At 57.6% G+C, this 22,285-nt stretch carries 17 protein-coding genes, 1 tRNA gene and 1 pseudogene; 10 read left to right on the plus strand and 9 right to left on the minus strand.

Annotation, left to right across the window (positions count from 1 at the left end):
* Positions 1-11 precede the first annotated feature (11 nt).
* Both rhmD and KGB28_RS25970 read right to left on the minus strand, forming a co-directional pair.
* Entirely contained in the window at positions 12-1,196 is a 1,185-nt protein-coding gene (gene rhmD / locus KGB28_RS25965; protein ID WP_150756462.1) for an L-rhamnonate dehydratase, read from the minus strand.
* A gap of 33 nt (positions 1,197-1,229) precedes the next feature.
* Entirely contained in the window at positions 1,230-2,525 is a 1,296-nt protein-coding gene (locus KGB28_RS25970) for an MFS transporter (RefSeq protein WP_223448422.1), read from the minus strand.
* Between the two features lie 125 nt (positions 2,526-2,650).
* Here KGB28_RS25970 and KGB28_RS25975 point away from each other — a divergent pair, with 125 nt between their 5' ends.
* From KGB28_RS25975 to KGB28_RS25995, 5 genes are all read left to right on the plus strand, one after another.
* Positions 2,651-3,592, plus strand: coding sequence for a LysR family transcriptional regulator (locus tag KGB28_RS25975; protein ID WP_223448423.1), 942 nt, complete (start codon positions 2,651-2,653; stop codon positions 3,590-3,592).
* A gap of 176 nt (positions 3,593-3,768) precedes the next feature.
* A complete protein-coding gene (locus tag KGB28_RS25980; protein WP_223448424.1) occupies positions 3,769-6,600 on the plus strand; it encodes a xanthine dehydrogenase family protein molybdopterin-binding subunit in 2,832 nt (943 codons plus the stop codon).
* Positions 6,593-7,132 (plus strand): (2Fe-2S)-binding protein, encoded by a 540-nt coding sequence (locus KGB28_RS25985; protein ID WP_007982256.1) that lies wholly within the window; start codon positions 6,593-6,595, stop codon positions 7,130-7,132. The genes KGB28_RS25980 and KGB28_RS25985 overlap by 8 nt, the downstream gene beginning before the upstream one ends.
* A gap of 2 nt (positions 7,133-7,134) precedes the next feature.
* On the plus strand, positions 7,135-8,373 hold the full coding sequence (locus KGB28_RS25990) for a cytochrome c (protein ID WP_223448425.1): 1,239 nt from the start codon (positions 7,135-7,137) through the stop codon (positions 8,371-8,373).
* 1 nt (position 8,374) lies between these two features.
* Positions 8,375-9,346 carry an XdhC family protein gene (locus KGB28_RS25995; RefSeq protein ID WP_223448426.1) on the plus strand — a complete coding sequence of 324 codons (972 nt, stop codon included), beginning with the start codon at positions 8,375-8,377 and terminating at the stop codon, positions 9,344-9,346.
* A gap of 118 nt (positions 9,347-9,464) precedes the next feature.
* Here the strand turns inward: KGB28_RS25995 and KGB28_RS26000 are convergent, their stop codons facing one another.
* Entirely contained in the window at positions 9,465-10,748 is a 1,284-nt protein-coding gene (locus KGB28_RS26000; RefSeq protein WP_223448427.1) for an NAD(P)/FAD-dependent oxidoreductase, read from the minus strand.
* Positions 10,749-10,932: 184 nt separating this feature from the next.
* Between KGB28_RS26000 and KGB28_RS26005 the strand changes: the two genes are divergently transcribed.
* A tRNA-Val gene (locus tag KGB28_RS26005) sits at positions 10,933-11,009 on the plus strand.
* Between the two features lie 281 nt (positions 11,010-11,290).
* On the opposite strand, the gene KGB28_RS26010 is transcribed toward KGB28_RS26005, so the two are convergent.
* Together KGB28_RS26010 and KGB28_RS26015 are read right to left on the minus strand one after the other, a co-directional pair.
* Positions 11,291-12,613: a hypothetical protein gene (locus tag KGB28_RS26010; protein WP_223448428.1), complete on the minus strand. Its 1,323-nt coding sequence runs from the start codon at positions 12,611-12,613 to the stop codon at positions 11,291-11,293.
* A gap of 74 nt (positions 12,614-12,687) precedes the next feature.
* A pseudogene (locus tag KGB28_RS26015) lies at positions 12,688-12,786 on the minus strand (histone deacetylase); the annotation flags it as partial.
* Positions 12,787-13,102: 316 nt separating this feature from the next.
* Here KGB28_RS26015 and KGB28_RS26020 point away from each other — a divergent pair.
* Together KGB28_RS26020 and KGB28_RS31545 are read left to right on the plus strand one after the other, a co-directional pair.
* Positions 13,103-14,758, plus strand: a complete 1,656-nt coding sequence (locus KGB28_RS26020; protein ID WP_223448429.1) for a hypothetical protein — start codon at positions 13,103-13,105, stop codon at positions 14,756-14,758.
* Positions 14,759-15,071: 313 nt separating this feature from the next.
* Positions 15,072-15,203 (plus strand): hypothetical protein, encoded by a 132-nt coding sequence (locus KGB28_RS31545; protein ID WP_257605568.1) that lies wholly within the window; start codon positions 15,072-15,074, stop codon positions 15,201-15,203.
* A gap of 1,029 nt (positions 15,204-16,232) precedes the next feature.
* Here the strand turns inward: KGB28_RS31545 and KGB28_RS26025 are convergent.
* On the minus strand, positions 16,233-16,463 hold the full coding sequence (locus KGB28_RS26025) for a hypothetical protein (RefSeq protein WP_223448430.1): 231 nt from the start codon (positions 16,461-16,463) through the stop codon (positions 16,233-16,235).
* Between the two features lie 1,582 nt (positions 16,464-18,045).
* Between KGB28_RS26025 and KGB28_RS26030 the strand changes: the two genes are divergently transcribed.
* Positions 18,046-18,702, plus strand: a complete 657-nt coding sequence (locus KGB28_RS26030) for a serine protease (RefSeq protein WP_223448431.1) — start codon at positions 18,046-18,048, stop codon at positions 18,700-18,702.
* 298 nt (positions 18,703-19,000) lie between these two features.
* Here KGB28_RS26030 and KGB28_RS26035 read toward each other — a convergent pair whose 3' ends face one another.
* Positions 19,001-20,425, minus strand: a complete 1,425-nt coding sequence (locus tag KGB28_RS26035) for a DUF1254 domain-containing protein (RefSeq protein ID WP_223448432.1) — start codon at positions 20,423-20,425, stop codon at positions 19,001-19,003.
* A 291-nt stretch (positions 20,426-20,716) separates the two neighbouring features.
* Positions 20,717-20,935: a hypothetical protein gene (locus tag KGB28_RS26040; RefSeq protein WP_223448433.1), complete on the minus strand. Its 219-nt coding sequence runs from the start codon at positions 20,933-20,935 to the stop codon at positions 20,717-20,719.
* A 259-nt stretch (positions 20,936-21,194) separates the two neighbouring features.
* On the opposite strand from KGB28_RS26040, the gene KGB28_RS26045 reads away from it, so the two are divergent.
* Positions 21,195-21,389, plus strand: a complete 195-nt coding sequence (locus KGB28_RS26045; protein WP_223448434.1) for a hypothetical protein — start codon at positions 21,195-21,197, stop codon at positions 21,387-21,389.
* Between the two features lie 75 nt (positions 21,390-21,464).
* Here KGB28_RS26045 and KGB28_RS26050 read toward each other — a convergent pair whose 3' ends face one another.
* Positions 21,465-22,217, minus strand: a complete 753-nt coding sequence (locus KGB28_RS26050) for a carbonic anhydrase (RefSeq protein ID WP_223448435.1) — start codon at positions 22,215-22,217, stop codon at positions 21,465-21,467.
* Positions 22,218-22,285: the final 68 nt, after the last annotated feature.

Genomic DNA, 22,285 nt, shown 5'->3' on the forward strand with positions numbered 1-22,285 from the left:
GAACTCCTTTCTCAGCGGTTATACGGCCGATGCAGTTGGCATTCGGGGTTGAGGGTCACGCCGAAACCTGGCTGGTCGAGCGCGGACAGGCGCATGCGGCCATTGACCGGCACCGGCTCACCGAGCAATTGCGGGTGGAACATCGGCACCACTTCGTCGGCCTTCGGCGCCATCATCAGGAACTCGGCGAACGGGCTGTTATGCCGGGTGGCGACGAAGTGGTAGCTGTACACCGAAGAACCGTGGGGGATGACCAGCGCGTTGTGGGCATCGGCCAGGGCCGAGATCTTCACCAGTTCAGTGATCCCGCCGCACCAGCCGACATCCGGCTGGATGATGTCGCAGCAGCCCATCTCCAGCAGCATGCGGAAACCCCAGCGGGTGGCTTCGTGTTCGCCGGTGGTCACCAGCATGCCCTTGGGCACGTTGTTGCGCAGGGCTGCGTAGCCCCAGTAGTCGTCCGGCGGCAGGGCTTCTTCGATCCATTTCAAGCCGTATGCGTGGGCGCCAACCGCCAGTTTGGTGGCGTAGTTGAGGTCCAGGCTCATCCAGCAATCGAGCATCAGCCAGAAGTCCGGGCCGACGCGTTCGCGCATGGTCGCCAGTTCTTCGAGGTTCTTGCGCAGGCCTTCCTCGCCTTCGGCCGGGCCGTGGTGCAGCGGCATCTTGCCGCCGATGAAGCCCATTTTCTGTGCCAGGTCCGGGCGGGCGCCGGTGGCGTAGAACTGCAACTCGTCGCGCACCGCACCGCCGAGCAACTGGTGTACGGGCTCCTGGCGGATCTTGCCGAGCAAGTCCCACAGCGCCAGGTCGACGCCGGAAATCGTGTTGATGACGATGCCCTTGCGCCCGTAATACAGGGTCGACTGGTACATCTGGTCCCAGATTTTTTCGATGTCGGTGACCCGGGCGCCTTCGAGGAAGCGCGCCAGGTGCTTCTCGACGATGTAGGCGGCAGGCTCGCCGCCAGTGGTCACGGCAAAACCGACGGTGCCGTCGCTGGCTTCGATTTCCACCACCAGGGTGCCGAGTACGTTGATGCCGAAGGTGCGGCGGCTCTGGCGGTACTCGGGGTATTTGCTCATTGGCGTGGCAATGTGATCGTCGATCCAGTGGCCGTCGGCCTGGTCGTGATAATCCGCGCCGCCGCCACGCAAGGTGAAAGCGCGGACGTGTTTGATGGTTGGAATGCCCATGGTGTGATTCCTTTTGTTAAACGGCGGTCAGGTTTAAACGGTGGCCGGTTTGTTCGAGGCTTTATGGCCGGGCGCGCGTATGCCCAGCACCAGCAACGCGGCGATGACGGTGGTAGCGGCCAGCACGTACAAGCCTGCTGCCGGTGAATGGAAGGCGCCTTCGGCCCAGTTCTTGAGCACCGGGGCGATGAAGCCACCGAGGGCGCCGAACGAGTTGATCAGGGCGATCCCGGCCGCGGCGGCGCTGCCGGCGAGGTAGCTGGAGGGGAAGGTCCAGAACACCGGTTGCACGGCGATGAAGCCGGAGGCGGCGAAGCACAGGGCGATGATCCCCAGCAGCGGGTTGCTGAAGGTCACCGAGCAGGCGATCCCGGCGGCGGCCATGAGCAAGGTCAGGCACGCGGTGCGGCGGCGTTCGCCAGTGCGGTCGCTGTAGCCGGGAATCAGGTAGGCGGCGATCAATGCGCAGATCCACGGGATTGCCGTGACCAGGCCGACCATCAGCCCGACCTTGGTCCCCAGCAGTCCGCCAACCTGGCTCGGCAGATAAAACACCACGCCGTAGACGCTGGCCTGGATCAACAGGTAGATCAGGCACAGGTACAGCACCGAGGGTTGGCAAATCACGTTGAGCAGGCTGCGACCGTGGTTCTGCTTATGGCTGTCTTCCTGATCGAGCAGGCTCTGCACTTGCTGGCGTTCCTCGACGGTCAGCCACTTGGCATCGGCCGGACGGTTGTCCAGGTACCAGTAGGCCCAGATGCCCACCGCCGTCGCCATCAAACCTTCAACGGCGAACAGCCACTGCCAGCCGTGGAAGCCGGCGAAGCCGTCCAGTTCCAGCAGCAGGCCGGACAGCGGACTGCCGAAGATGAACGCCAGGGGCGCACCGAAATAGAAGAAACCCATGGCCTTGCCGCGTACGGCGCTGGGAAACCAGTAGGTGAGGTAGAGGATCACGCCGGGGAAGAAGCCGGCTTCGGCCACGCCCAGCAGAAAGCGCAGGACGTAGAAGCTGGTTTCAGTGTGGGCGAAGACCATGGCGGCGGAGACCAGGCCCCAGGTGACCATGATCCGGCACATCCACAGGCGGGCGCCGACGCGGTGCAGGATCAGGTTGCTGGGCACTTCGAGCAGTGCGTAACCGGCGAAGAACACGCCGGCGCCGAAGGCGAAGGCGGCATCGCTGATGTTGGTGTCGGCCTGGAAGGCTTGTTTGGCGAACCCGACGTTGGCGCGGTCGAGGAAGGCCATGATGTACATCAGCAGGAGAAACGGGAGCAGCCGCCAGGAAATTTTGGCGAGCAGAGGCGCGGGTAGAGTCTTCATCGCAGTTTTCCTTTGGTAGGGCATTTGTTCTTATGGGGAAGACTGTACGGCCGCTGATCGATGCGTTACAAATCGAATCTAGCTCACAACTGATACCCTCAAGGTATCGATAAAAAAGGCCCGCCATGACCACGCCGACCATCTCCCGCAGCCTGCTCAATCGCCTGCGCTACAAGCATCTGCACATGCTGGTGACGCTCAGCACCAGCCAGAATCTGCACCGTGCTTCGCAAAGCCTGAACATGTCGCAACCGGCGGCAACCCGCATGCTCCATGAGATTGAAGACATGTTCGGCTGCGATCTGTTCGAACGCCTGCCGCGGGGGATGCGCCCGACAGCGCTGGGTCAGGAGCTGATTCGCTTTGCCGAGTCGGCCATCAGTGGCCTCGACCGTTGTGCCGAGGACCTGATGGCGCGGCAGCAGGGCGGCTACGGCTATCTGTCGATCGGTACCATCATGGGCGCGGCCCCGGATCTGGTGATGGATTCGATAGCCGAGATCAAGGCGCTCAATCCGCAGCTGCGGATTCGCATCATGGGCGATACCAGCGACCAGGTGATCCAGTTGCTGGAACAGGGTCGCATCGACCTCGCCATCGCCCGGCGCAATGCCGCCACGGACAGCGAGCATTACGTCTTCGAGCAATTGGGTAACGAACGCTTGCTGGTGGTGGTGCACGCCGGCCACCCGCTGGCCCGGCGCAAAAAACTGGAGATGGCGGAGCTGGTCAGCGGTTGGCCGTGGATCCTGCAACCGGAAACCAGTCCGGCGCGCATCGGTCTGGATCAGGCGTTGCAGCGCCTGGCGTTGCCGTTGCCGGCAGACATCATCGAATGCAGTTCGGTGTACTCCATGCAGCAACTGATTCAGCTGACCGACGCGATCATGGTGCTGTCGGAAACCGCATTGCGCGACTATCTTAAAATGGGCTTGGTGGTGGCGTTGCCGGTGGAACTGGATGTGCAGATGGCGCCATTCGGGTTGTTGTTGCGCAAGGGCGAGCACATCAGCCGGGAGTTGGGGTTGTTCATCGATCTGCTGCGTCGAAAAGTCGCGGTTTTTTGATTCCTTGGTCAGTTTTTGGTTTTCCGCGAAGGCATAAGCCTATAAACTTAACCTTTCGGTCAGCTTTGCACTGTCAACAACAGCCCTTTGCATCGTCGAAAAGGGCTTCTGCAAGACTCGAGATTTCCAGAACATAAGCAGAAGGGCGGACCCCATAACCGCCCAGAGGATGATCCATGTCCAACCGTGATATATCCCGGCGCTCGTTCCTTCAGGGCGGGCTGGTAGCGGGTGTGAGCGTGACGCTCACGCCATTGAGCAGCCAGGCGCTGGCCGCCTTGATGGAAAACAGCGTGACCGTGCCGTCCGAGCAGTGGCTCGGCAACAATGGCAAGGCGCGCGCCCGTAACGATGCCTTGTCCAAGGTCTGCGGCAGCAAGGTCTTTGCCCGTGACATCCGCGCCAAGGACATGCCGGGCTGGCCGCAGCAGCAAGGCCACGCCATGCTGCTCAAAACCATCAAGGCCGACCACATCTTTGCCGGCATCGACCTGTCGTGGCTCGGTGCCGGGTTGCAGCCGGACCGCATCGTCACCGCCGAAGACCTTGTCAAGGACGGTATCGTGTTCCCTGAGGAGCACGCCCCGGATCCGCTGTTGCCGGCCGGCAAGGTGCCGATGTTCATCGGGCACCCGGTGGCGATCCTGATCTGGAACGATTTCGAGCGCTTCCGTCAGGCCAAGAACCAACTCAAGTTCAATGACAAGGCAATCCGCTACGGCGATAAAGCGCCGTTCTATGAAGGCGATCCTTACGGCAGCTTCCGCTACGTGCGCGTTGGCGGCGCGACCTCGGCGGACGAAGACGAGTTCGCCAGCCTCAAGGATTCGATCCTGTTCCCGATGCTGAAAAACCGTCGTCCGGTGTGGAATGCCCAGCCGAACCTGCACGGCAACCTGACCGAGCGCGGGTTGTTCTACGCCGAGCGCATGAAGCAGCAGATCGATGCGCCGCCGGACAACTGGCTGGTGTTCGACGAACGCTACAAGACCCCGTCGATCGAACCGGCCGCCCTGGAGCCGGACAACGGCAATGGCTGGTACGACCCGGCCACCAAGACTCTGCATTTCGTGGTGGCGACACAGTGCCCGCTGGAAACCGCGACCGAGACTGCGAAGATGATCGCGCCGTCGCGTTTCGGCCTGGCCAACCTGAACATACACCCGGGTTACACCGTCGGTTACGGCTCCAAGGACCACAATATTTTCGTCTACTACGCAGCGCTGGCGGCGTTGTACGGCGCCGGTGTGCCGGTACGCCTGGCCAACGACCGCTACGAGCAGTTCCAGAGCGGCATCAAGCGTCACCCGTTCGACATTCGCTACCAATTGGCGGTGGACAAGAACGATCACAGCTTCAAGATTTTCCGCTCCGAGATGAGCGTCGACGGTGGCGGGCGAATCAACTACAGCCCGTCCGTGGCTGCGGTGGGCGCCACGGCGGCACAGTCGATCTACTACATGCCGCAGAACGATCTGCAGGTCACGGCCTATCACTCCCGCGCCGTTGAAGCCGGGTCGATGCGTGGCTACGGCACCCTGCAAAGCATGGCGGCGACCGAGATGATGGTCGACGAAATCGCCGGTCGCCTCGGTGTCGATGCCATCGAACTGCGCCGCAAGAACGCACTGCGCTCGGGCATGAAAAACACCCAGGGCGCGATCCCGGCCGGTGCCTTGCGCCTGCACGAGATTCTCGACAAGGCGGCCGTCCACGACACCTGGAAAAACCGCGACGCTATCAAGAAACAGCGCGAAGCCGCCGATCCTGACAACTGGTACGGGGTGGGTTTCGCCATCTGCCAGAAAGACTTCGGCACCGGTTCCGAAGCGCCGATGGCCAGCATTGAATTCACTGCCGGAGGTCGCATCAGCCTGCGCCACATCGGTATCGAAATCGGCACCGGCATGTCCACCTCGCAAGCCATGGTCGTGGCCGATTTCCTCGGTATTGCGGCGCACGAAGTGAAGACCGGCGAAACCGAATGGAAAGAGTTACAGCTGATCAGTGGCGGCAACCCGTACATCATGAGCCAGGCCGAGCAGGACAATTTCCTGCGCAATCCGCGCTGGGTCGGCAAGGTCGCTTCGGCTTCGTCGGCCACCAACTCGGCGTACTACTTCAGCCACGCCACCCGTGAAGCGGCGCGCGTGCTGTTCAACCACGGCCTGTGGCCGGCGGCGCTGGAGATCTGGCGCCAAGGCCCTTACGGCGGTCAGGCCAACCCTTACGTGGTGCGCCGCGAAGACGCCCATTGGGTCGACGGCAAGCTCACCGCCAACGGCATGGAGCCACTGCCATTCGCCATGCTCGCCAAGCGCGTTCACGAGCGTGGCCTGGTGAGCGGCGCCACCGTGCACGGTTTCAACCGCTGGAGCTGGGCCGAGGCCGAGTTCAGCATCGACGGCGTGCGTGAGCGCTTGCCGCTCGACGGCCTGGCCGTGAAGTACGGCGACGGTGCACCGAAGGCGAAGAAGGCGCAGATGAACAGCGCCGGTTTCCATCTGCTGGATCGGCAGGGCATCGCCTACCCGGCGACCCAGCTGAACAACGCGGCGGTGACTTACTACAGCCCGGTCGCGACGCTGGTGGAAGTGAAGGTCAACAAGGGTTCGAACGAAGTGTCGGTACTTAACCATCACTCGTGGGTCGAGTGCGGTCGGGTGCTGGTGGAAGAACTGGTCAGGGGCCAGCTCGAAGGCGGGATCGCCATGGGCATCGGCCATGCGCTGATGGAAGAGATGCCGCTGTACGAAGGCGGGCCGGGGGAGGGGGACTGGAACTTCAACCGTTACCGCCTGCCAATGGCGCGGCACGTTGCGGTGTGGAAACAGACGGCGGACATCCTGCCGCCATTGTCGCCGAGCGACCCGTCCAAGGGCATCGCCGAGGTGGTGATGATCCCGGTGGTCGGTGCCATCGGTAACGCCGTGGCCCATGCCATCGGTAAACGTGTCCGCGACCTGCCTATCACTTCTGCACGCATCAAGGAGGCCCTCAATGGCTAACCGTCCGCTTCAACTGACCCTCAACGGTCAATCCGTCGGCCCGGTGGACATCCCTGATGATCTGCCGATGATCGACTACCTGCACGAATACAAGAACCTCACCGGTTCGCGCCTGGGCTGCGGCCAGGGCATCTGCCACGCCTGTGTGGTGATCGTCGACAACCCCGACGGCACCAGCGAAGAAGTGCGCACCTGCATCACCGGCGCACACTATTTCGAAGGCAAGAAGGTGCGGACCATCGAAGGCCATGCGACCCGCGACGAGCAGGGCAAGGTCACCGAGCTGAACCCGATCCAGCAGCGCTTCGTCGACGAATTCGCCTTCCAGTGCAGCTACTGCGCGCCGGGCTTCGTCAATGCCGCGACGGTGTTGGTGGAGAAGCTGCAGCGTCAGCCGATCGTCAAAAGCCAGCTGGAAAAAGTCATCGAGGACAGCCTCGGTCATCACATCTGCCGTTGCACCGGGTACGTGCGCTACTACAGCGCCACCCGCAACGTGCTGACCGATCTCGGCCTGGTCAAGGAGGGTTAAGCATGAAGCTTCTACTTAGCCGCCTGGCGTTGGCGGTTGGTCTGGCTGCGCCTGTGGTGGCGGCTCACGCCGATGATGCACAGGTCAAGCAAGGCGAGTACCTCGCCCGCGCCGCCGACTGCATGGCGTGCCACACCGCACCGGGTGGCGCGCCCTATGCGGGCGGCCTGCCGATCGTGTCGCCGTTCGGCACGATCTACGGCACCAACATCACCCCGAGCAAAGAGCACGGCATCGGCCTGTACAACGATGACGAGTTCTTCGCCGCGCTGACCGAAGGCAAGCGCCGCGATGGCGCGAACCTGTATCCGGCGATGCCCTACACCTCGTACCACCTGATCCCGCGTGCGGATTCCGACGCGATTCATGCCTACCTGAAAACCGTCGAGCCGATCGAGCGTGCAGCACCGGTCACCAGCCTGAGCTTCCCGTTCAACGTGCGCCTGGGCCTGATGGGCTGGAACATGATGTACGGCAAGGACGTGAAGCTGGAGCCGGTTGAAGGCAAAAGCGAAGCCTGGAAGCGCGGCCAGTACATGGTCGACGTGCTGGGGCACTGTGGCGAATGCCACACCCCACGCGGCCTGCCGGGTGCGATGCAGATGGACAAGCGCATGACCGGCGGCATTCTCAATGGCTATCTGGCACCGAGCCTGTTGGCCACTGACCTGGCGGCCCGTGGCTGGAATCATCAGGACCTGAGCTCGTTCCTCAAGCACGGCATGAGCGCCCAGGGCACGATGTTCAACGAAATGTTCCCGGTGTTCCACAACAGCACCCAGGGCCTCAGCGATCCGGATCTGGCGGCGATGGCGACTTTCCTGCTCGGCGATCAGCCGCCAGCGGCGAAAGTGCTCACCGAAGTGCCTTTGGACAAGCTGAGCCCGAGCGCCCAGCGTGGCCGTCAGGAATATTTGAACGTCTGCGCCGGTTGCCATGCGCCGGGCGGTGAGGGCAAACCGCACATCGCCGTGGCCATGCGCGGTAACACCACGCTACGCCTGGAAGATCCGCGCAACCTGGTACGGGTGATCGACGACGGTATCGGTGAGCAGAAGTTCTCCGGGTTCGAACACATGCAACCGATGCCGGGATTTGTCGACAAGTTGAGCGACGCGCAACTCACGGATCTACTGAACTACCTGCGTCAGGGGTGGGGCGGTCAGCCGAATGATCTGGCAGTGAACGACGTGCAGAAGTTGCGGGCCGATGCGCCGCCGCTCGAGCACAAGGCCCACTGATATGCAGCATCTGGATCTGCAAGTGATACGCCGGGCGCTGGAGTGGTCGGCGGCCGGTCAGCGCATCTGGCTGTGTACGGTGCTGGCCACTTATGGCTCGGCACCGCGCGCACCGGGTTCGCTGCTGGCGGTGAACACGCAGGGGCGCTGGATTGGCTCGCTGTCCGGTGGCTGTGTCGAGGAAGACTTTCTTGAGCGAGTGGCCGAGGGCGCGTTTCTGGAGCCGGTCAGCGTTGTTCGTTACGGCGAAGGCGACAACCCACGCTCGCGCGTCAGCCTGCCCTGTGGCGGGGTGCTGGATGTGCTGGTCGAAAAGCTTGACGCTGATTGCGAGGTGCAAGCGCATCTGCGGGAACTGGAGTCGGCGCTGCTGGGCCGACGTCGGTTGATCCGCGAGGTTGATTTGCTCAGCGGTGCGCGCAGCCTGTTCGATGATCGTGAACAGGGTGTGCGAATCGAACGTGAAATCGACCGGGTGCGCGTGCGCGTCGGCGCGGCCCAGCGCTTGCTGCTGGCGGGGTATTCCAGTGTCGCCCAGGCCTGTGCGGAGTTTGCCGTGGGGCTTGGGTTCGAGGTGATTCTGTGTGACCCGCGGGACGAAGTGCTGGAAGGCGTCGTGCTGGAAAACGTGGAGATTCGGCGCCAGCTGCCGTCGGTGTTCATCGCCGATGGAGGCTGTCACAGCGACACGGCGGTGGTGGCGTTGACCCACGATCCGCGTATCGATGACCTGGCGATGATGGAGGCGGTTCGCACCGAGGCGTTTTACATCGGTGTGATGGGCTCCATGCAGACCTCGCAAAAGCGCTTCGAGCGTTTGCGGCGTATTGGTGGGCTGGGGGATGTCGAGCTGGGGCGGATTCATGCGCCAATCGGGCTGAACCTGGGCAGCAAGACGCCAGCGGAAATTGCGCTGGCGGTACTGGCCGACATCCTGCGGATTCGCAGCGGTATCCCCCGGGATCGTCTCTAACCCCCCAAAACCTGTGGGAGCGAGCTTGCTCGCGATGTCGGTCTGGCAGCCAACGAATATGTTGGATGTTACGACCTCATCGCGAGCAAGCTCGCTCCCACAATGTATTGCCTGTCGCTTAGTACCCGAACCTGTCCCGCAATCCGTAATACCACGCACCCAACGCCGCAAACGGTGTGCGCAGCAACTGGCCGCCCGGGAACGGATAGTGTGGCAGTTCGGCAAACGCATCAAAACATTCTGCCTGGCCGCGCAACGCTTCGGCCAGCACCTTGCCCGCCAAATGCGTGTAGGTCACGCCATGGCCGCTGCAACCCTGGGAATAGTAGATGTTGTCGCCCAGCCGTCCGACCTGGGGCAGGCGCGACAGAGTCAGCAGGAAATTGCCCGTCCACGCGTAATCGATCTTCACGTCCTTGAGTTGTGGGAATGCCTTGAGCATCTTCGGCCGGATGATCGCTTCGATATTCGCCGGATCCCGCGCGCCATACACCACGCCACCACCGAAAATCAGGCGCTTGTCGCCGCTGAGGCGGTAGTAGTCGAGCAAGTAATTGCAGTCTTCGACACAGTAATCCTGGGGCAGCAGGGTCTTCGCCAGTTCTTCGCCCAATGGCTCGGTGGTAATCACCTGTGTACCGCAAGGCATCGACTTGGCGGCCAGTTCCGGCACCAGGTTGCCCAGATAAGCGTTGCCGGCGACGATGATGAATTTGGCCCGGACCTTGCCCTGCGGCGTGTGCACAACAGGGTTGGCGCCGCGCACAATGCGCACCGCCGGCGACTGCTCATAAATCGTCCCGCCCAGGGACTCGACCGCCGCCGCTTCACCCAGTGCCAGGTTAAGCGGATGGATGTGGCCGCCACTCATGTCGAGCATGCCGCCGACGTATTGATCACAAGCCACTACTTCGCGAATGCGGCGTTGATCCATCAGCTCAAGCTGGGTATGTCCGAAACGCTCCCACAGGCGCTTCTGGGATTCGAGATGCCCCATCTGCTTGGCGGTCATCGCGGCGAACACGCCACCATCCTTCAAGTCGCACTGAATGTTGTACCTGGCGACTCGCTCACGAATGATTCGCCCACCCTCGAACGCCATCTGCCCCAGCAACTGGGCCTGCTTGGGGCCGACCGTACGCTCGATGACATCGATATCGCGGCTATAGCTATTAACGATCTGGCCGCCATTACGCCCGGACGCCCCGAAACCCACCCCGGCGGCTTCGAGCACCGTGACCTTGAAGCCGTTCTCCAGCAGAAACAGGGCAGAGGACAGCCCCGTATAACCGGCGCCAATCACACAGACATCGGTCTCCACGTCATCCTGCAACGCCGTGCGCGACGGAACCGCATTGGCCGATGCGGCGTAGTAGGACTCGGGGTAGGGAGTGTTAGCCATCCGGCAGCCTCTGTTTAATATATTTTACGAGTGCGTTGATCCTACCCGAGTTGAAAATCGCCCGCCAGCCACCCGGAAAATCTTCTTTGTACCGGTGAAATTAAATATTTTGCATATTCATAGGGTTAGCTCGAAAAAAGGTGTTGACACCCCTCCGGAATTCCGTAGAATGCCGCCTCACAGCAGGCACGTAGCTCAGTTGGTTAGAGCACCACCTTGACATGGTGGGGGTCGTTGGTTCGAGTCCAATCGCGCCTACCAAACAAAATCCGCTCTGCTGGGCGGTCTAGAAGGGCTCACCGAAAGGTGGGCCCTTTTTTGTTGTCTTGGATTTCTTCAGAACGTTCACAAATTATAGGGTTCGTTCACACTGGGCAATGTGAACGCCGCAGCTTTGGATACAGTTCGCTTGAATGTTTTCGATGATTGCGTCGGGGATGCTCATGGGGCTTCAAAGTCTTTAAAGAAAGCTATGTAGCTTGAAGGTACGGCCATCTTGTCCGTGTTTAGCACTGCGATCTCAGATGGCCATGCCAGAATTCTCAGCTTTGAGATGGGGTGGTCGCGGCATCTGGTGAGTTCGCAGCGGCTGGTACTGGTCTCACTGCTGCTGCAACGGCTGGAATCGTTTTAGTCATCGCCGTTCCTGCTAATTCCCTGACTTGATCCGCGAAGTTAGGGACTGCTTTTAGTGCCTGCTTCACAAGGTCGGATGAGGCTAATTCATGCCATGGGCTGCCATGGGTATCCGGTTCTACTAGGCGTAAAGGAAGCTCGTCTAGGCGGGCTAGGGCTGATCCAAGGAGGCGGGCCTCCATGTCCTTGTCGAAACGTGCAGCCTCTCGACGGAAGCCTTCGTAGGCTCGTGATATCGAAGCTTTGAAAGCGTAGTCTTCTGCGAGGCGGAATCGCTGCCCGATTTGCTTAGTTGATAACCATGCGAACCACACTGGTGCGGCAACAGAAAGCAGTGATAGCAATAGATTCAACAGTACAATTGAGGCGGGTGCGTCAGGCAGCTTTAGCAGCTCTGATAGGTTGTGAAGTTGGGTTGAACCGAAGTAACTACCTACTGCTAGGGCGCTAATCAGTCCGCCTACCCAAACCCACATCGAGTTAGCGAGGCTTTTGGATCGTTCTGAGAATGCGGCAGCTAATCCGACGCTCGTTGCAGCCGAGTAGGCGGTCTCGCAGCGGGTGAGAACTGCTTCCGCGTCCTCCAGCTTTTTCTTCAGTGTTGCGTCTATTTCGGTTGCTGCTTGGTGGAAGGCTGCCAGTTTTGTTTGGTCTTGCTCTGCCTCTTGAACCAAGTCAGCAATCTGAGAGCGCGCTTCCGAAAGTGTGGCTAAATCAGTCGGAAGTTGATCAGCCGCATGGTAAGCCTGTTCAATTCGTCCCACCATGTCAGTGAGTGAAGCTGTGCGGGGCTGCAAGCCGTTGATTTTTGCTTCCATCCCTCGAACCTGAGTTGTTGCCTTTCGCAGGTCGATTAACACTTCCGCCCGATTGTCCAGCGGCTTCAGCGTAGCAAGTGCTCTACGGAGGCCGTTAAGCGTAATGGTGTAGGCAGGTACTGCCGCAGCTGGACTTGGCCAAATGTTCGGGATGGTCTGTGTTTGCAGGTACTGAAGGCGTCGATGGTAATCGTTGAGGGTTGGTTCACAGCTACCGAGGTCGTCGCTTCCGTACTGGTCGATAAGATCAATAAGATCCTGGGCGTCATCAATCAAGTCCGTTTTAGCTAAACCAGGAAAGGACCAGTTGCCGTGGCCTATGTTAAACGGCTCATCGCTGGGGATCTTTGCCTGCAACTGACCAATAATGCCGGTGAGTTCATTCTTTATATTCGTCAGTGCGCTATGCATTCCGCCTCTCCTTGAGTGGGGGTCCAGCCTTGATGTCAGGTGGCTATTAGTACGACGACTATCGGATTTTGCAATAGGTCGAGGATGGTGTGCGGGCAGAGTTCCGGTCGTAGCAGATCTGCGTCGCGGGTCAGGCTGCTGTCTACCAGGTGATCGTGCAGCAGGCAGAATTTCAACTTATGTAGTGGAGGCGGCGTGCGTTCTACGCCGCTGCATTGGTTTGGTCGTAAGTGTCCGGTTTGCCACCCATCCCCTACGGATTGAACTGCATCGTCTATCACGATACTGTATGTATACACAGTTTATGGTGCGTGCGTGATGGAAGACGATTTGATCGATGACAGCGGGTTCGAACTGGGGATGCCTAGCCGCCACGCCTACCGACTGGTGCTCCTTGAGCGCCTCCAGGAAAGACTTCCACGGAGGCGACTCGAGCGGGCCTTGGAATAGTCCCATTGGACGATGAGTGATGCTTGCGCGCGCTCGACAATGGCGGCTTCTCAATTAATCCGGAATTTGCCAATCATGCCAACAAATATCCATGAGCGCAGGTCCAGGAAAAAGATCTATATTCTTCTGTCAGCTTCGATGCTGGTGCTGGCCTGTATTGGTATAAAGTTCCTGGTTGCGGATAAGCTGCCCCTCTCGCTGACCGCCTTTCGGGAGATCCTCGGGGGGGCAGGCGATATTGGCCACCTGGCCAATGGATCGGCAAACCGCGAATTTCAAGTGGCAGACGGAATCAGGGTGCCAACGCTGGTTGGAAGCCACCCGCTGATTCCGCACCCCCTGCCGAGACTGCCTATGCCAGACCATCCATTTCTTATGGATGAAACCGCGAGCGGCGGGGTTCATGGGGATACGTATAATTCCAGTACCACGCCATATGCGGGGCCTCTCGGGATCGCGCCAATAGCGACATATGTGCCGACACGCCTCGGCAACGAGATTTCGATGTGCACGCCCATGCTCATGACGCCCGGTGAAAAACTGGCGTCCTTGTGCGTCGGCTTGGGCAATCCGAGCCAGCTGGTGCTTTTTGATCCCAAGAACAATTTCAAGGTCGCGGCGCAGGTCGCCACGACCAGCAGGAAAATGAATTTCCTGGAGCCGGGAATGGGGTGGTACACCGGCCTCGACGCTCTGGGTCGGGCCATCGTGGCGAACCCGGAACAAAAAGTTCAGATATATTCTATTGTTGGAAGCAATGACCAATACAAATGGTCTCTTGAAAAAGAGTATGACCTAAGCAGCGCCTTGCCTGATGGCCAACCAATTTCAGATGTTCATCCTGACTGGAAAAATAATCTCTGGTTTAGCACGATGTATGGCTATGTCGGCTACATCAACCAAATGACCGGCAAGATAGAACGTATGAAACTTCCGGGGGGTGAGGTTTCAGGTACGGCACTGGCATTGAACGCGGATGCGACGTTCGTACTCACTACCATGGCACTTTATCGCTTTGAAATAGATGATGATGGAAAGATTATCACTCGCTGGCGATATGAATATGGACAGTCCAACTCAAGTGGTGATTTGACCGCTCCGACGCTGTTCGATGAAGGTAAGTTGATCTCATTCGGTTTGAACGATGACTCGCATCGCTTTGCGAGGGTGCTGGTACTTAAAACCGACGGCGCAGCAATGGCAAGCAGCTCCAGGGTCGTATGTGAGCATCCCGTGTTTAAAGAAGATAGAGGATATCTTGATAATACATTTGTGGGTTACGGAAAGTCACTTGTAATTCAAAATAATTATGGGTCGAAGTTCTTTGAACCGGCAGCATCCGAACCCGGGCTTGCGAGAGTCGATGTCAGGCCTGGATACAGTGGATGCAACACGATCTGGGAGAATTACTCGGTTTCGTCAAAGGTTCCACCCAAACTTTCGACTGCCGATGGTTATGTTTATCAATACACTATGAAATCGGGCGCTGGAGACAAGCTGGACGCATTTTATCTCAGTGCCCTCGATTTCCAGACTGGCAAACTAGCTTCAGAAATATTTATTGGAAGTGGAAAGAGGCTGGACAGCCCGATGCTGTCAATCAATTTCCTGCCTGGCGGTGTGATGGTTGCCGGCGTGCGGAACGGGTTGGTCACGTTGAGAGATCGCCCCGAGGCAACGGCCGGTGCCAGATAGGTTCAAATTGTGCCCAGACCTGTCGGTGACCATGGTGCGCGAGTTCGGCGTGAAGGCTTCCTGCTGGTTCTGAACACAACGGATGGCCCCGGCCCGGACGGCCCGGGGCATCGAAATCCTAAGGGTCACTTAGCCTCCAAGGCGAAGGACTTTGGAACGTACCGTCCGCATTTCAACGGGCTCAATGCGGACAACTGAGGAGCAAGCAGTTGAAATCTATCGGACGAATGATCAGTCTGTCCGGGATGGCTTTGGCTATCGGCGTGCCTGCGAGTATGACGGCTTGACGACGTAGGCTTCGGCGCTGGGCGTGATGGCAGCCACCAATGAAGCGGTCGAACACGCCGAGGTGGTGATGCTGGTGTCGATCTTCGGTGCCATCACGCTGCAAAGGGGTCGTGACAATCGGGGACAGACAACGGTTATCTATTTCGATCTTGTCTGACTAATCGTGGACTGTCCCTGGTTATCCCCGCTGCGCGAACTACAGAGTGGCCAGGGCGGTAACGTCCAGTACAGGCCGAATATACGAATGCAACCGCACTGACGACAGGGTTGGAAGAGCTTTACTCACTACTTGTGATGAGAGTCCATATACGCATTGTTTGTTAGGTGCTATTTGAACCCAACCAGATTTATGTAGGATATGCCCTTCATACCCATTTGGGACTCTGTGTGGGCTGACTCAATGTAAGCGTTTCTAACTCCGCACTGGCATAATTTGTTGATATGGTTTTTGATTGCACCTTCAGTGCTGTGGTCGAAACTAAATGCACTGCTGCCCTCTACAATGCATATTTCTTTGGTCATGCCATTTTCTATGGCCTGATTCTTTGTTTGATATACCGTGACCTCGCAGCTTGGCTCTACGCGGACAGCGTCGACCCCGATCGACAAGCCATTCTCGCATCGCCGACTTCCTTCGAGGAGCTTGTCGCCCTTGCGAAGGGAGAGATTTGCCAGATCCGCTTGCGCGTACAGCCTGGGCACGAACCGGGGCTGACACATTGCCTTCAAGGCGCTCATCGTTGTCAGCGAAACGCACCAGGTCGTTGGAGAAGGCCACGAATGGGCGCTTTGACCTGCACAATGCGCAGATAGTGTGATGCTTGCGATCCACCGTCACGGCTTCGAGATGGTTCGCCCATGACTCAGCTTCTGCCTTGGTGCTGAAGGTTTTCGACTGGGGAGATTTGCCTTTAACCCGTACCTGAGCATTCCAGTTGCCGGACGGAAGTAAGCGGAAAGTGGCCATTTTTGACGCCTCATGTTGTGAATGGGCGTTCTGTGAAACCCTTGAGCACCAACGCTTGCAGCTTGCTCAAGCAGACATTGACATGGTGGGGGTCGTTGGTTCGAGTCCAATCGCGCCTACCAAACAAAATCCGCTCTGCTGGGCGGTCTAGAAGGGCTCACCGAAAGGTGGGCCCTTTTTTGTTGTCTGCGATTTGCAAAATTTTTGCAAAAGCCCCACTCAAAACGCCAGGTGCCATTGCTCGATCCGGCGGATGTACCCATCAACGTCCAGGCTGCCGCCTTTTTTCCAGATCGAAAATGCACCGTTGTCGAAGACGAACGACTGGCAGGCATCAGCGACAATGCCCATGTCGTCTTGGCGCGTGAACGACACCGGCGCATGCCGCCCGGCAAGGAAGCGAGCCCCGTCCTGCCGGTTTTGCCGATTGGTGTGTCGATAAGTATTCACACGCGGTCCTCGCCCGCCATTCAACTGCAGGCTCAATGTTAATTTTGTTCAGGATTGTGTTCGGGACACTTGGCTCTGTGCTGGGTAAAGTCATGACCGCTCGCCCGGCCTGGTGTGTTTCAGACGGATTACTGAATGGCCAGCAACTGGTCAGGGTGGGCACCCATTCAGGCAAGATGCAGGTGACAAGCCAGGTAGTTCAGCTTCTGCATAACACCGACGCGGTTAAAGTCCCCGGTGATCCTGGTGACCCAGGCATCTGGCTCGACTGTAGACCCTGCCGCGCAAGCGAGGCCTCGCCACACTCCAATCATGTTGCGAGAGCCCGTAATATGTAACCATGTCGGCTCCATGGTCGGTGAATACTGGTTAAGATTTGAGTTCAAACACGATCCCGCATTAGTTTCTAACGAGCCGCCATCCGCAGTAATCTGACCGCTTGCAACCGCTTGCACTTGTCCAGCTCATGTCTCCCTGAAAGCAATGTAGAATAGTGCAATAAGTGGGTGCTCTTTTGTATGTTCCTTCGAGAACCTCACTGAAATAGTTCCAGCCTTCATTTCGCATGCCAGTGGACATTATGCGGTTCGCGGTTTATCCAGCCGTCTCCGTTATTGTCGCGTGCAACCGAAACATTGTTAGATGTGTTAGTTGCGCACTCGGTTTAACGGCCACCACGAGTGCCCCATCCGATTACAACGTGATCTATTATCGTACCGGCACCATAGACGCAGCATACCCGGCCGATATCGTTATTTACTCTGTTGCCATTGACTTGAGCGTTTCTTGATTCGAACCAAGAGGGCGCCCGGCTATCTATTGCAACTGGCAGGCTGGTGCGGGTAAAGGCCGAGAAGTTTTCAGATGTCACAAAGTCTACGTTTGATCCCGCTTGCCATAGCAGGATAGATACCAAGGGGTTCTCGTCTTGGATAATTACTCCTCTTGGAATCACCAGAGTGCTTGCTACGCACGTTCAAGCCCAAAGTGGCACGGTTCCGCCAGATGGGCCGAGAGCAGCAACTGCTTGTGCCACGAGGTACGAAAGGAATAAGAGAAGATTCCTGGTCGGGATCAATCAGGACTTTTACATGTGGAATAATTTCACAGTTGAGTTGATTTGCTATCAGTCATATTTACCTCTGGTTATGTTGACCCCAAGACAATGTTTTTTAAGTTTCCTTGAGCAGGATGAATCATGTCCAACTTGGCGGAATATAAAGCCAGTTGTGGCGCTGCTGCGGGCAGGACGATTGGACTACCAATAGCCTTGTTGTCGCTCTTGTGGGTGACAGGCATAGCGATTGATTCAGGCAGGCGCCATTAACGAAGGAGTCTATAGAAACTCTTGTTTTTTTCTCTCATCTTTAACATTTTTCAGGCGCCAAATATTTGAACTTTGGAGTTGATCGAAAAGCAATTGGCCTTAGCGCGATTTATTCATACGCGTCATTACAAACTCAGCCATAAGTAAGAAAACGTCCAACTAGAAAAAGCGGCGAGGAGTATTGCAACCCGACAAAAGCCAAAATACTGACAACAAAAAACAGTCACATTCTCCCAATTAAGTCGGTGATATATCATGATCAAGATCATGGCCTACTTTTTAATTGGAGCTGTAACTGCAGGATGCAACGGCATCGTAAAACCCGACTTTTCGGGTCCTGCCAATGATTCATACTTTTCAGTCTATTCGGGGTTTCCCGCACCGTATCTATACATGGCCTCGGCCGTGCAATGGAACGATGACTATGCGGTAACCACCCGCCACACTCCGTTCATCCCCAACGTGAAGTACAGCTGCAGCACAGGCTGCGATCTCGTCTTCATCCTGCACAAGGCCAACGGCCGCTACCCATCATGGCGCGCACCGCGTGTGGGCGAGAGCATCACTGCCGTTGGGGCGAGTCCTTACCTCATGACCGCTACCGGGAAAGGCAAGGTGTATCAAACGCCGTTCGTCAATGCCGATGAACACAGCGGTGATCTCTATGCCATCCATGATGCCCCGCTGGTCAAGGGTATGTCGGGTGGGCCGGTCCTCACCAGTGACGGCTGTATTGTCGGCATCAATATCGGTTTCTATTCAACCACTCTGAACGATGTGAGCAATAACTCCGGCGTAAAGGGGGCTGAGAGGATCAGCATTTTCATTCCTTACTCGATCATTCAGCGCGAGTGGGGGATATTGCAGGCAAAACTTAACGATCCACAGGGCGCGAGGTATGTGGTGAAGTAGCTTTCAGCTATCAACCAAATGGCCGTCGTGTCCAACAAACAACATCCGCTCTACCGGGCGGTCTGGAAGGGCTCACCGAAAGGTGGGCCCTTTTTTGTTGTCCTGGATTTCTTGCAGAATGTTCATGACGTCGTAAACACTTAAAAAACATGCGCTGGTAATCAATTCTGTAACCAAGGCTACAGGGTCATAATTAACGTATGACCCTGAGTTAAGACCTGGTCGAATGCGCTTTTTTCGCATCCGAGTCCCCATAATCTTTGTTGGCACCTGAGTGGTTGGCGGTACAAAAACTTGGTCAATCGACTTTGACGATCTCTGGCGGACTCCACGTCCCTTTTCCGGGAGGCAGGATGGAAGGCGTTTCCGTCTTCGGCCAATACAGCCGCATGACGAGGTAGATCAGATCATTCGGTGCGGGCAGCCAGTTGCTTTCCTTATCCGCGCCCGGTGAATCCTTCTGGATGTACAGCGTCAACGAGCCGTCCGCATTCTTCTTCATCTCGGGCAGCATCGGCGAGTTGATGAGGTAGCGATTGATCGGATTTTTGATCAGCAGTTGCGATTTACCGTCGTACATGGTCACTGACCAGAAGGCGTTGACTGGCGGGAATTGTCCGGCGGGCAGGGTGATGGCGTAGTTGTGCTTGCTGCCGTCAAGCGGCTCGCCATCGGGCAGGGTTTTGGACAGCGGATACGTGGCTTCCTCGGCATCGTTGGCATAGATGCCCGCTTGCGCGACGGCGGCACGCTTGAGCCAGTCGCCGTTGTAGAAGGCGCTGTCGCCGCCGGCACCGACAATGTTCCAGCCATTGATCTTCGTACCGAGATTCTTGATCCCTTCCTCGACCTGTGCGTGCCCGGCCTGCATGCCCTGAACCACTGCGGCCTTTTGCTCGGCGGACAGATCCTGGAAGTTGAAGTCCTTGCCAGCGCCAATGCCGATCCGGGCAAGTTTCTCCCGGATCGCCACTTCATCCGGTGCGGCCGGGGCGTACTGCAAGGCAAAGTCGAGATACTTGAAGAAGCCGGTCTTCGCGAGGTCCGTGTTGATCTTCGGGAAGTCGATCGCCGGCGCGGCAGGCGGCGCAGGTTGCTTGAGAAAGGCTGAAAGCGGCTGTGCCTTGTAGCCTGACTGGACCTTTATTACGTTCGGCAGGTCAGCCGTGTTGAAGAGCTGGGTGCGAAAGAGCGCAAAGGGGAATTGCGTGCCGGAACGAAAAACCTTCTTGATGCCCGGTGGGGTCGCGCCCTTCCAGTCGGGTCCGACTACCATGTAGTCGCCAGCTTCGTTGCCGGTGGCGCGGCTGCCGATGTAACCGTAGTTGTAGGTGTTGCCGTCGATGAGCTGTACCGAGTAATACCGCGGTTTCTCTACCGCCGGAACCGATAACACCATTGGCTCGCTGCGCAGGTCCATGAATACCATCGAATAGGGCGTGTCGCTGTTTGGCGATATTACAGCTGTGTCCATGTAGGTCGCGACATGGTGCAGGCTATGAATCTGGTTGAACGGCGCCTTGAACTGTCCGGAGTTTTTGTCTACGGCGTAGTCGTACATGATCGCGTAGTTCATCACAATGGGCAGGCCGTAGATGTAGCCTTCCGTGGCGATAGCCTTCATTTCAGCGGGAGTGATATCAGCTGCGTGGGTGAAAGTGGATATGAATGACGCCAGCAATATCACCGTACCGCCAAGGGCTCTCGGTAGTGGGTTATTCATGAACATGCATCTCCATTCGTCAAGCCGGATAAGTGAGTAGGTCGACTAACTGCGAATCAGGCGCTAGCGTTTGCTCAAGGCACGGGCTCGCATAACGCACCTTGTTTTATCCAAGGATGCCTACTGCTACAGACAGCGCCTGCTGTAGTGCCAGGCTTAACAATTTCGATGCGCTGAAGGACCTCGTTTTTTTGCTCGTACGGCAAGGAGCATAAAACCCTTACAAGTACCAAGAATCATTATTGGTTTGTGGGGAAGCTGACTTTGGGGTTATGTCTAGTCCATGGATTTTCAATCCACAAGTAATTGCGTGTTATTTGCTGAGCCTGGCATCCAGTTGGCAGTCACTTCGCTGTGTTTGAAAGACGAGATGCCCGGATGAGTAAAGTAGGGCGGTACCTCGAAGCTCCCTACGATCTGAAGGTGGCGCTCGCTCAGTTCGGTCGACTTTTCTGCTTTTTCCTTGGCCATTCTCGCGTGGTTCATTGCGATTTCGTTGAGCGTTGACACGTTACATCTCCCGGTGACTGACCAAGCGTATCGCTGGCGTCCTTAAGCATTGATTGAGTGGCCGCTGCGTCAGAATCATCTCGCTCCGGCGCTCCGGCGCTGCGACACGCGATCTGTGCAAGCCACAAGCCATGGATGCGGGCGAATTCCTCGTTGTGTTTTGGCAGGCGACGAATGGCGGGCCACTGTGAGTGATGACCAGGATTCTTGGTCATTCGGGCGTAAACTAGTGGTGCTGCCTCATTGAAAGGAGCCGCCTATGAACGTCGATCAAATCATCAAACCGGCATCTGTGGACAGGGCTGTCTGGGATCAATACTTCTGCGCTGCATTGATTGCCGAAAGCAATTTGACTGCCCCGGTTGTTGGTGGGGCTACTCACGAAGACAGGCAGAACCTGTTGATCGAGAGGGCCAAAACCCTCGCCGACAAAATGATGGAAAATCGAAAATAACCAGAGCCCAGCCTTCGCGCTGGGCTCTTCGCATACGCGGATATGCACCGATGCTGGTGATGTGCGCGTTGTGGGTCAAACGATCAGCTCTACCTTGCCGCTTGCCAGGCGATAGATACCGCCCACGATCTTCAGCGCGCCTTTGCTCTGCGCATCAGTCAGCAGTGGCGAGGCCTGTTTCAGGCTGTTGACCGAATTCTTGACGTTTTGCGCGGTGGCGTTCTCCATCAGGTTCCCGGGCTGCTTGAGTACTGCCTCGACGGCTGACTTGAGTGCGTCAGTCAGTTTCGGGATATGGCCGGGGAAAATCGTCTGGTCCTTGACGGCCTTGATACCGGCCTCGATGGCGCCGCAGCTCTCATGTCCAAGTACGAGAATCAGCGGGGCGCCAAGCACGGCAACCCCGTATTCAAGGCTGGCCAAGCCTTCCGGGGTAACGAAGTTGCCGGCGACGCGGATGGAGAAAAGATCGCCTCGTGCGGTGTCAAACGCATATTCCGGAGCGATGCGCGAGTCAGAGCAGCTCAGCACGGCCACGAACGGATTCTGACCGGACACCAGGGCCTCTCGCTCGGCCTTGAAATCATGCGTCTTGGAAGTACCGCCTACATATCGTTCATTGCCCTCCATCAGTCTTTTCAACGCCATATCGGGACTGATTACGTTTTGAGGTTTGGGTGGGGCTGACGTTTTTTCGGCTGCCTGGAGGATCTTGCCGGGCAGTATGCCGGTCAGCAGCAGGGCGCCTGCGCTCAATCCGGCAAATTGAAGAAAACGACGACGGCCTGTTGTGTTTGAAGCAGAGCTTGAATCACATGATTCACACATGATTTTGTTTACTCAGTTCAATGCGGTGAGAGTGAGTTGCTGTCGGGGCCGGTACTGCCACGGACGCT

The sequence above is a fragment of the Pseudomonas sp. BF-R-19 genome, from assembly GCF_019956445.1.
Lineage (GTDB): Bacteria > Pseudomonadota > Gammaproteobacteria > Pseudomonadales > Pseudomonadaceae > Aquipseudomonas > Aquipseudomonas fluorescens_BH.

Coding starts and splice junctions, on each gene's coding strand:
- KGB28_RS25975 (WP_223448423.1), top strand. CDS start 2,651: ATGACCACGCCGACCATCTCCCGCAGCCTGCTCAATCGCCTGCGCTAC.
- KGB28_RS25985 (WP_007982256.1), top strand. CDS start 6,593: ATGGCTAACCGTCCGCTTCAACTGACCCTCAACGGTCAATCCGTCGGC.
- KGB28_RS26035 (WP_223448432.1), bottom strand. CDS start 20,425: ATGAATAACCCACTACCGAGAGCCCTTGGCGGTACGGTGATATTGCTG.
- KGB28_RS25970 (WP_223448422.1), bottom strand. CDS start 2,525: ATGAAGACTCTACCCGCGCCTCTGCTCGCCAAAATTTCCTGGCGGCTG.
- KGB28_RS26000 (WP_223448427.1), bottom strand. CDS start 10,748: ATGGCTAACACTCCCTACCCCGAGTCCTACTACGCCGCATCGGCCAAT.
- KGB28_RS26030 (WP_223448431.1), top strand. CDS start 18,046: ATGATCAAGATCATGGCCTACTTTTTAATTGGAGCTGTAACTGCAGGA.
- KGB28_RS26045 (WP_223448434.1), top strand. CDS start 21,195: ATGAACGTCGATCAAATCATCAAACCGGCATCTGTGGACAGGGCTGTC.
- KGB28_RS26010 (WP_223448428.1), bottom strand. CDS start 12,613: ATGCATAGCGCACTGACGAATATAAAGAATGAACTCACCGGCATTATT.
- KGB28_RS25980 (WP_223448424.1), top strand. CDS start 3,769: ATGTCCAACCGTGATATATCCCGGCGCTCGTTCCTTCAGGGCGGGCTG.
- rhmD (WP_150756462.1), bottom strand. CDS start 1,196: ATGGGCATTCCAACCATCAAACACGTCCGCGCTTTCACCTTGCGTGGC.
- KGB28_RS26050 (WP_223448435.1), bottom strand. CDS start 22,217: ATGTGTGAATCATGTGATTCAAGCTCTGCTTCAAACACAACAGGCCGT.
- KGB28_RS25990 (WP_223448425.1), top strand. CDS start 7,135: ATGAAGCTTCTACTTAGCCGCCTGGCGTTGGCGGTTGGTCTGGCTGCG.
- KGB28_RS31545 (WP_257605568.1), top strand. CDS start 15,072: ATGGCAGCCACCAATGAAGCGGTCGAACACGCCGAGGTGGTGATGCTG.
- KGB28_RS25995 (WP_223448426.1), top strand. CDS start 8,375: ATGCAGCATCTGGATCTGCAAGTGATACGCCGGGCGCTGGAGTGGTCG.
- KGB28_RS26020 (WP_223448429.1), top strand. CDS start 13,103: ATGGCGGCTTCTCAATTAATCCGGAATTTGCCAATCATGCCAACAAAT.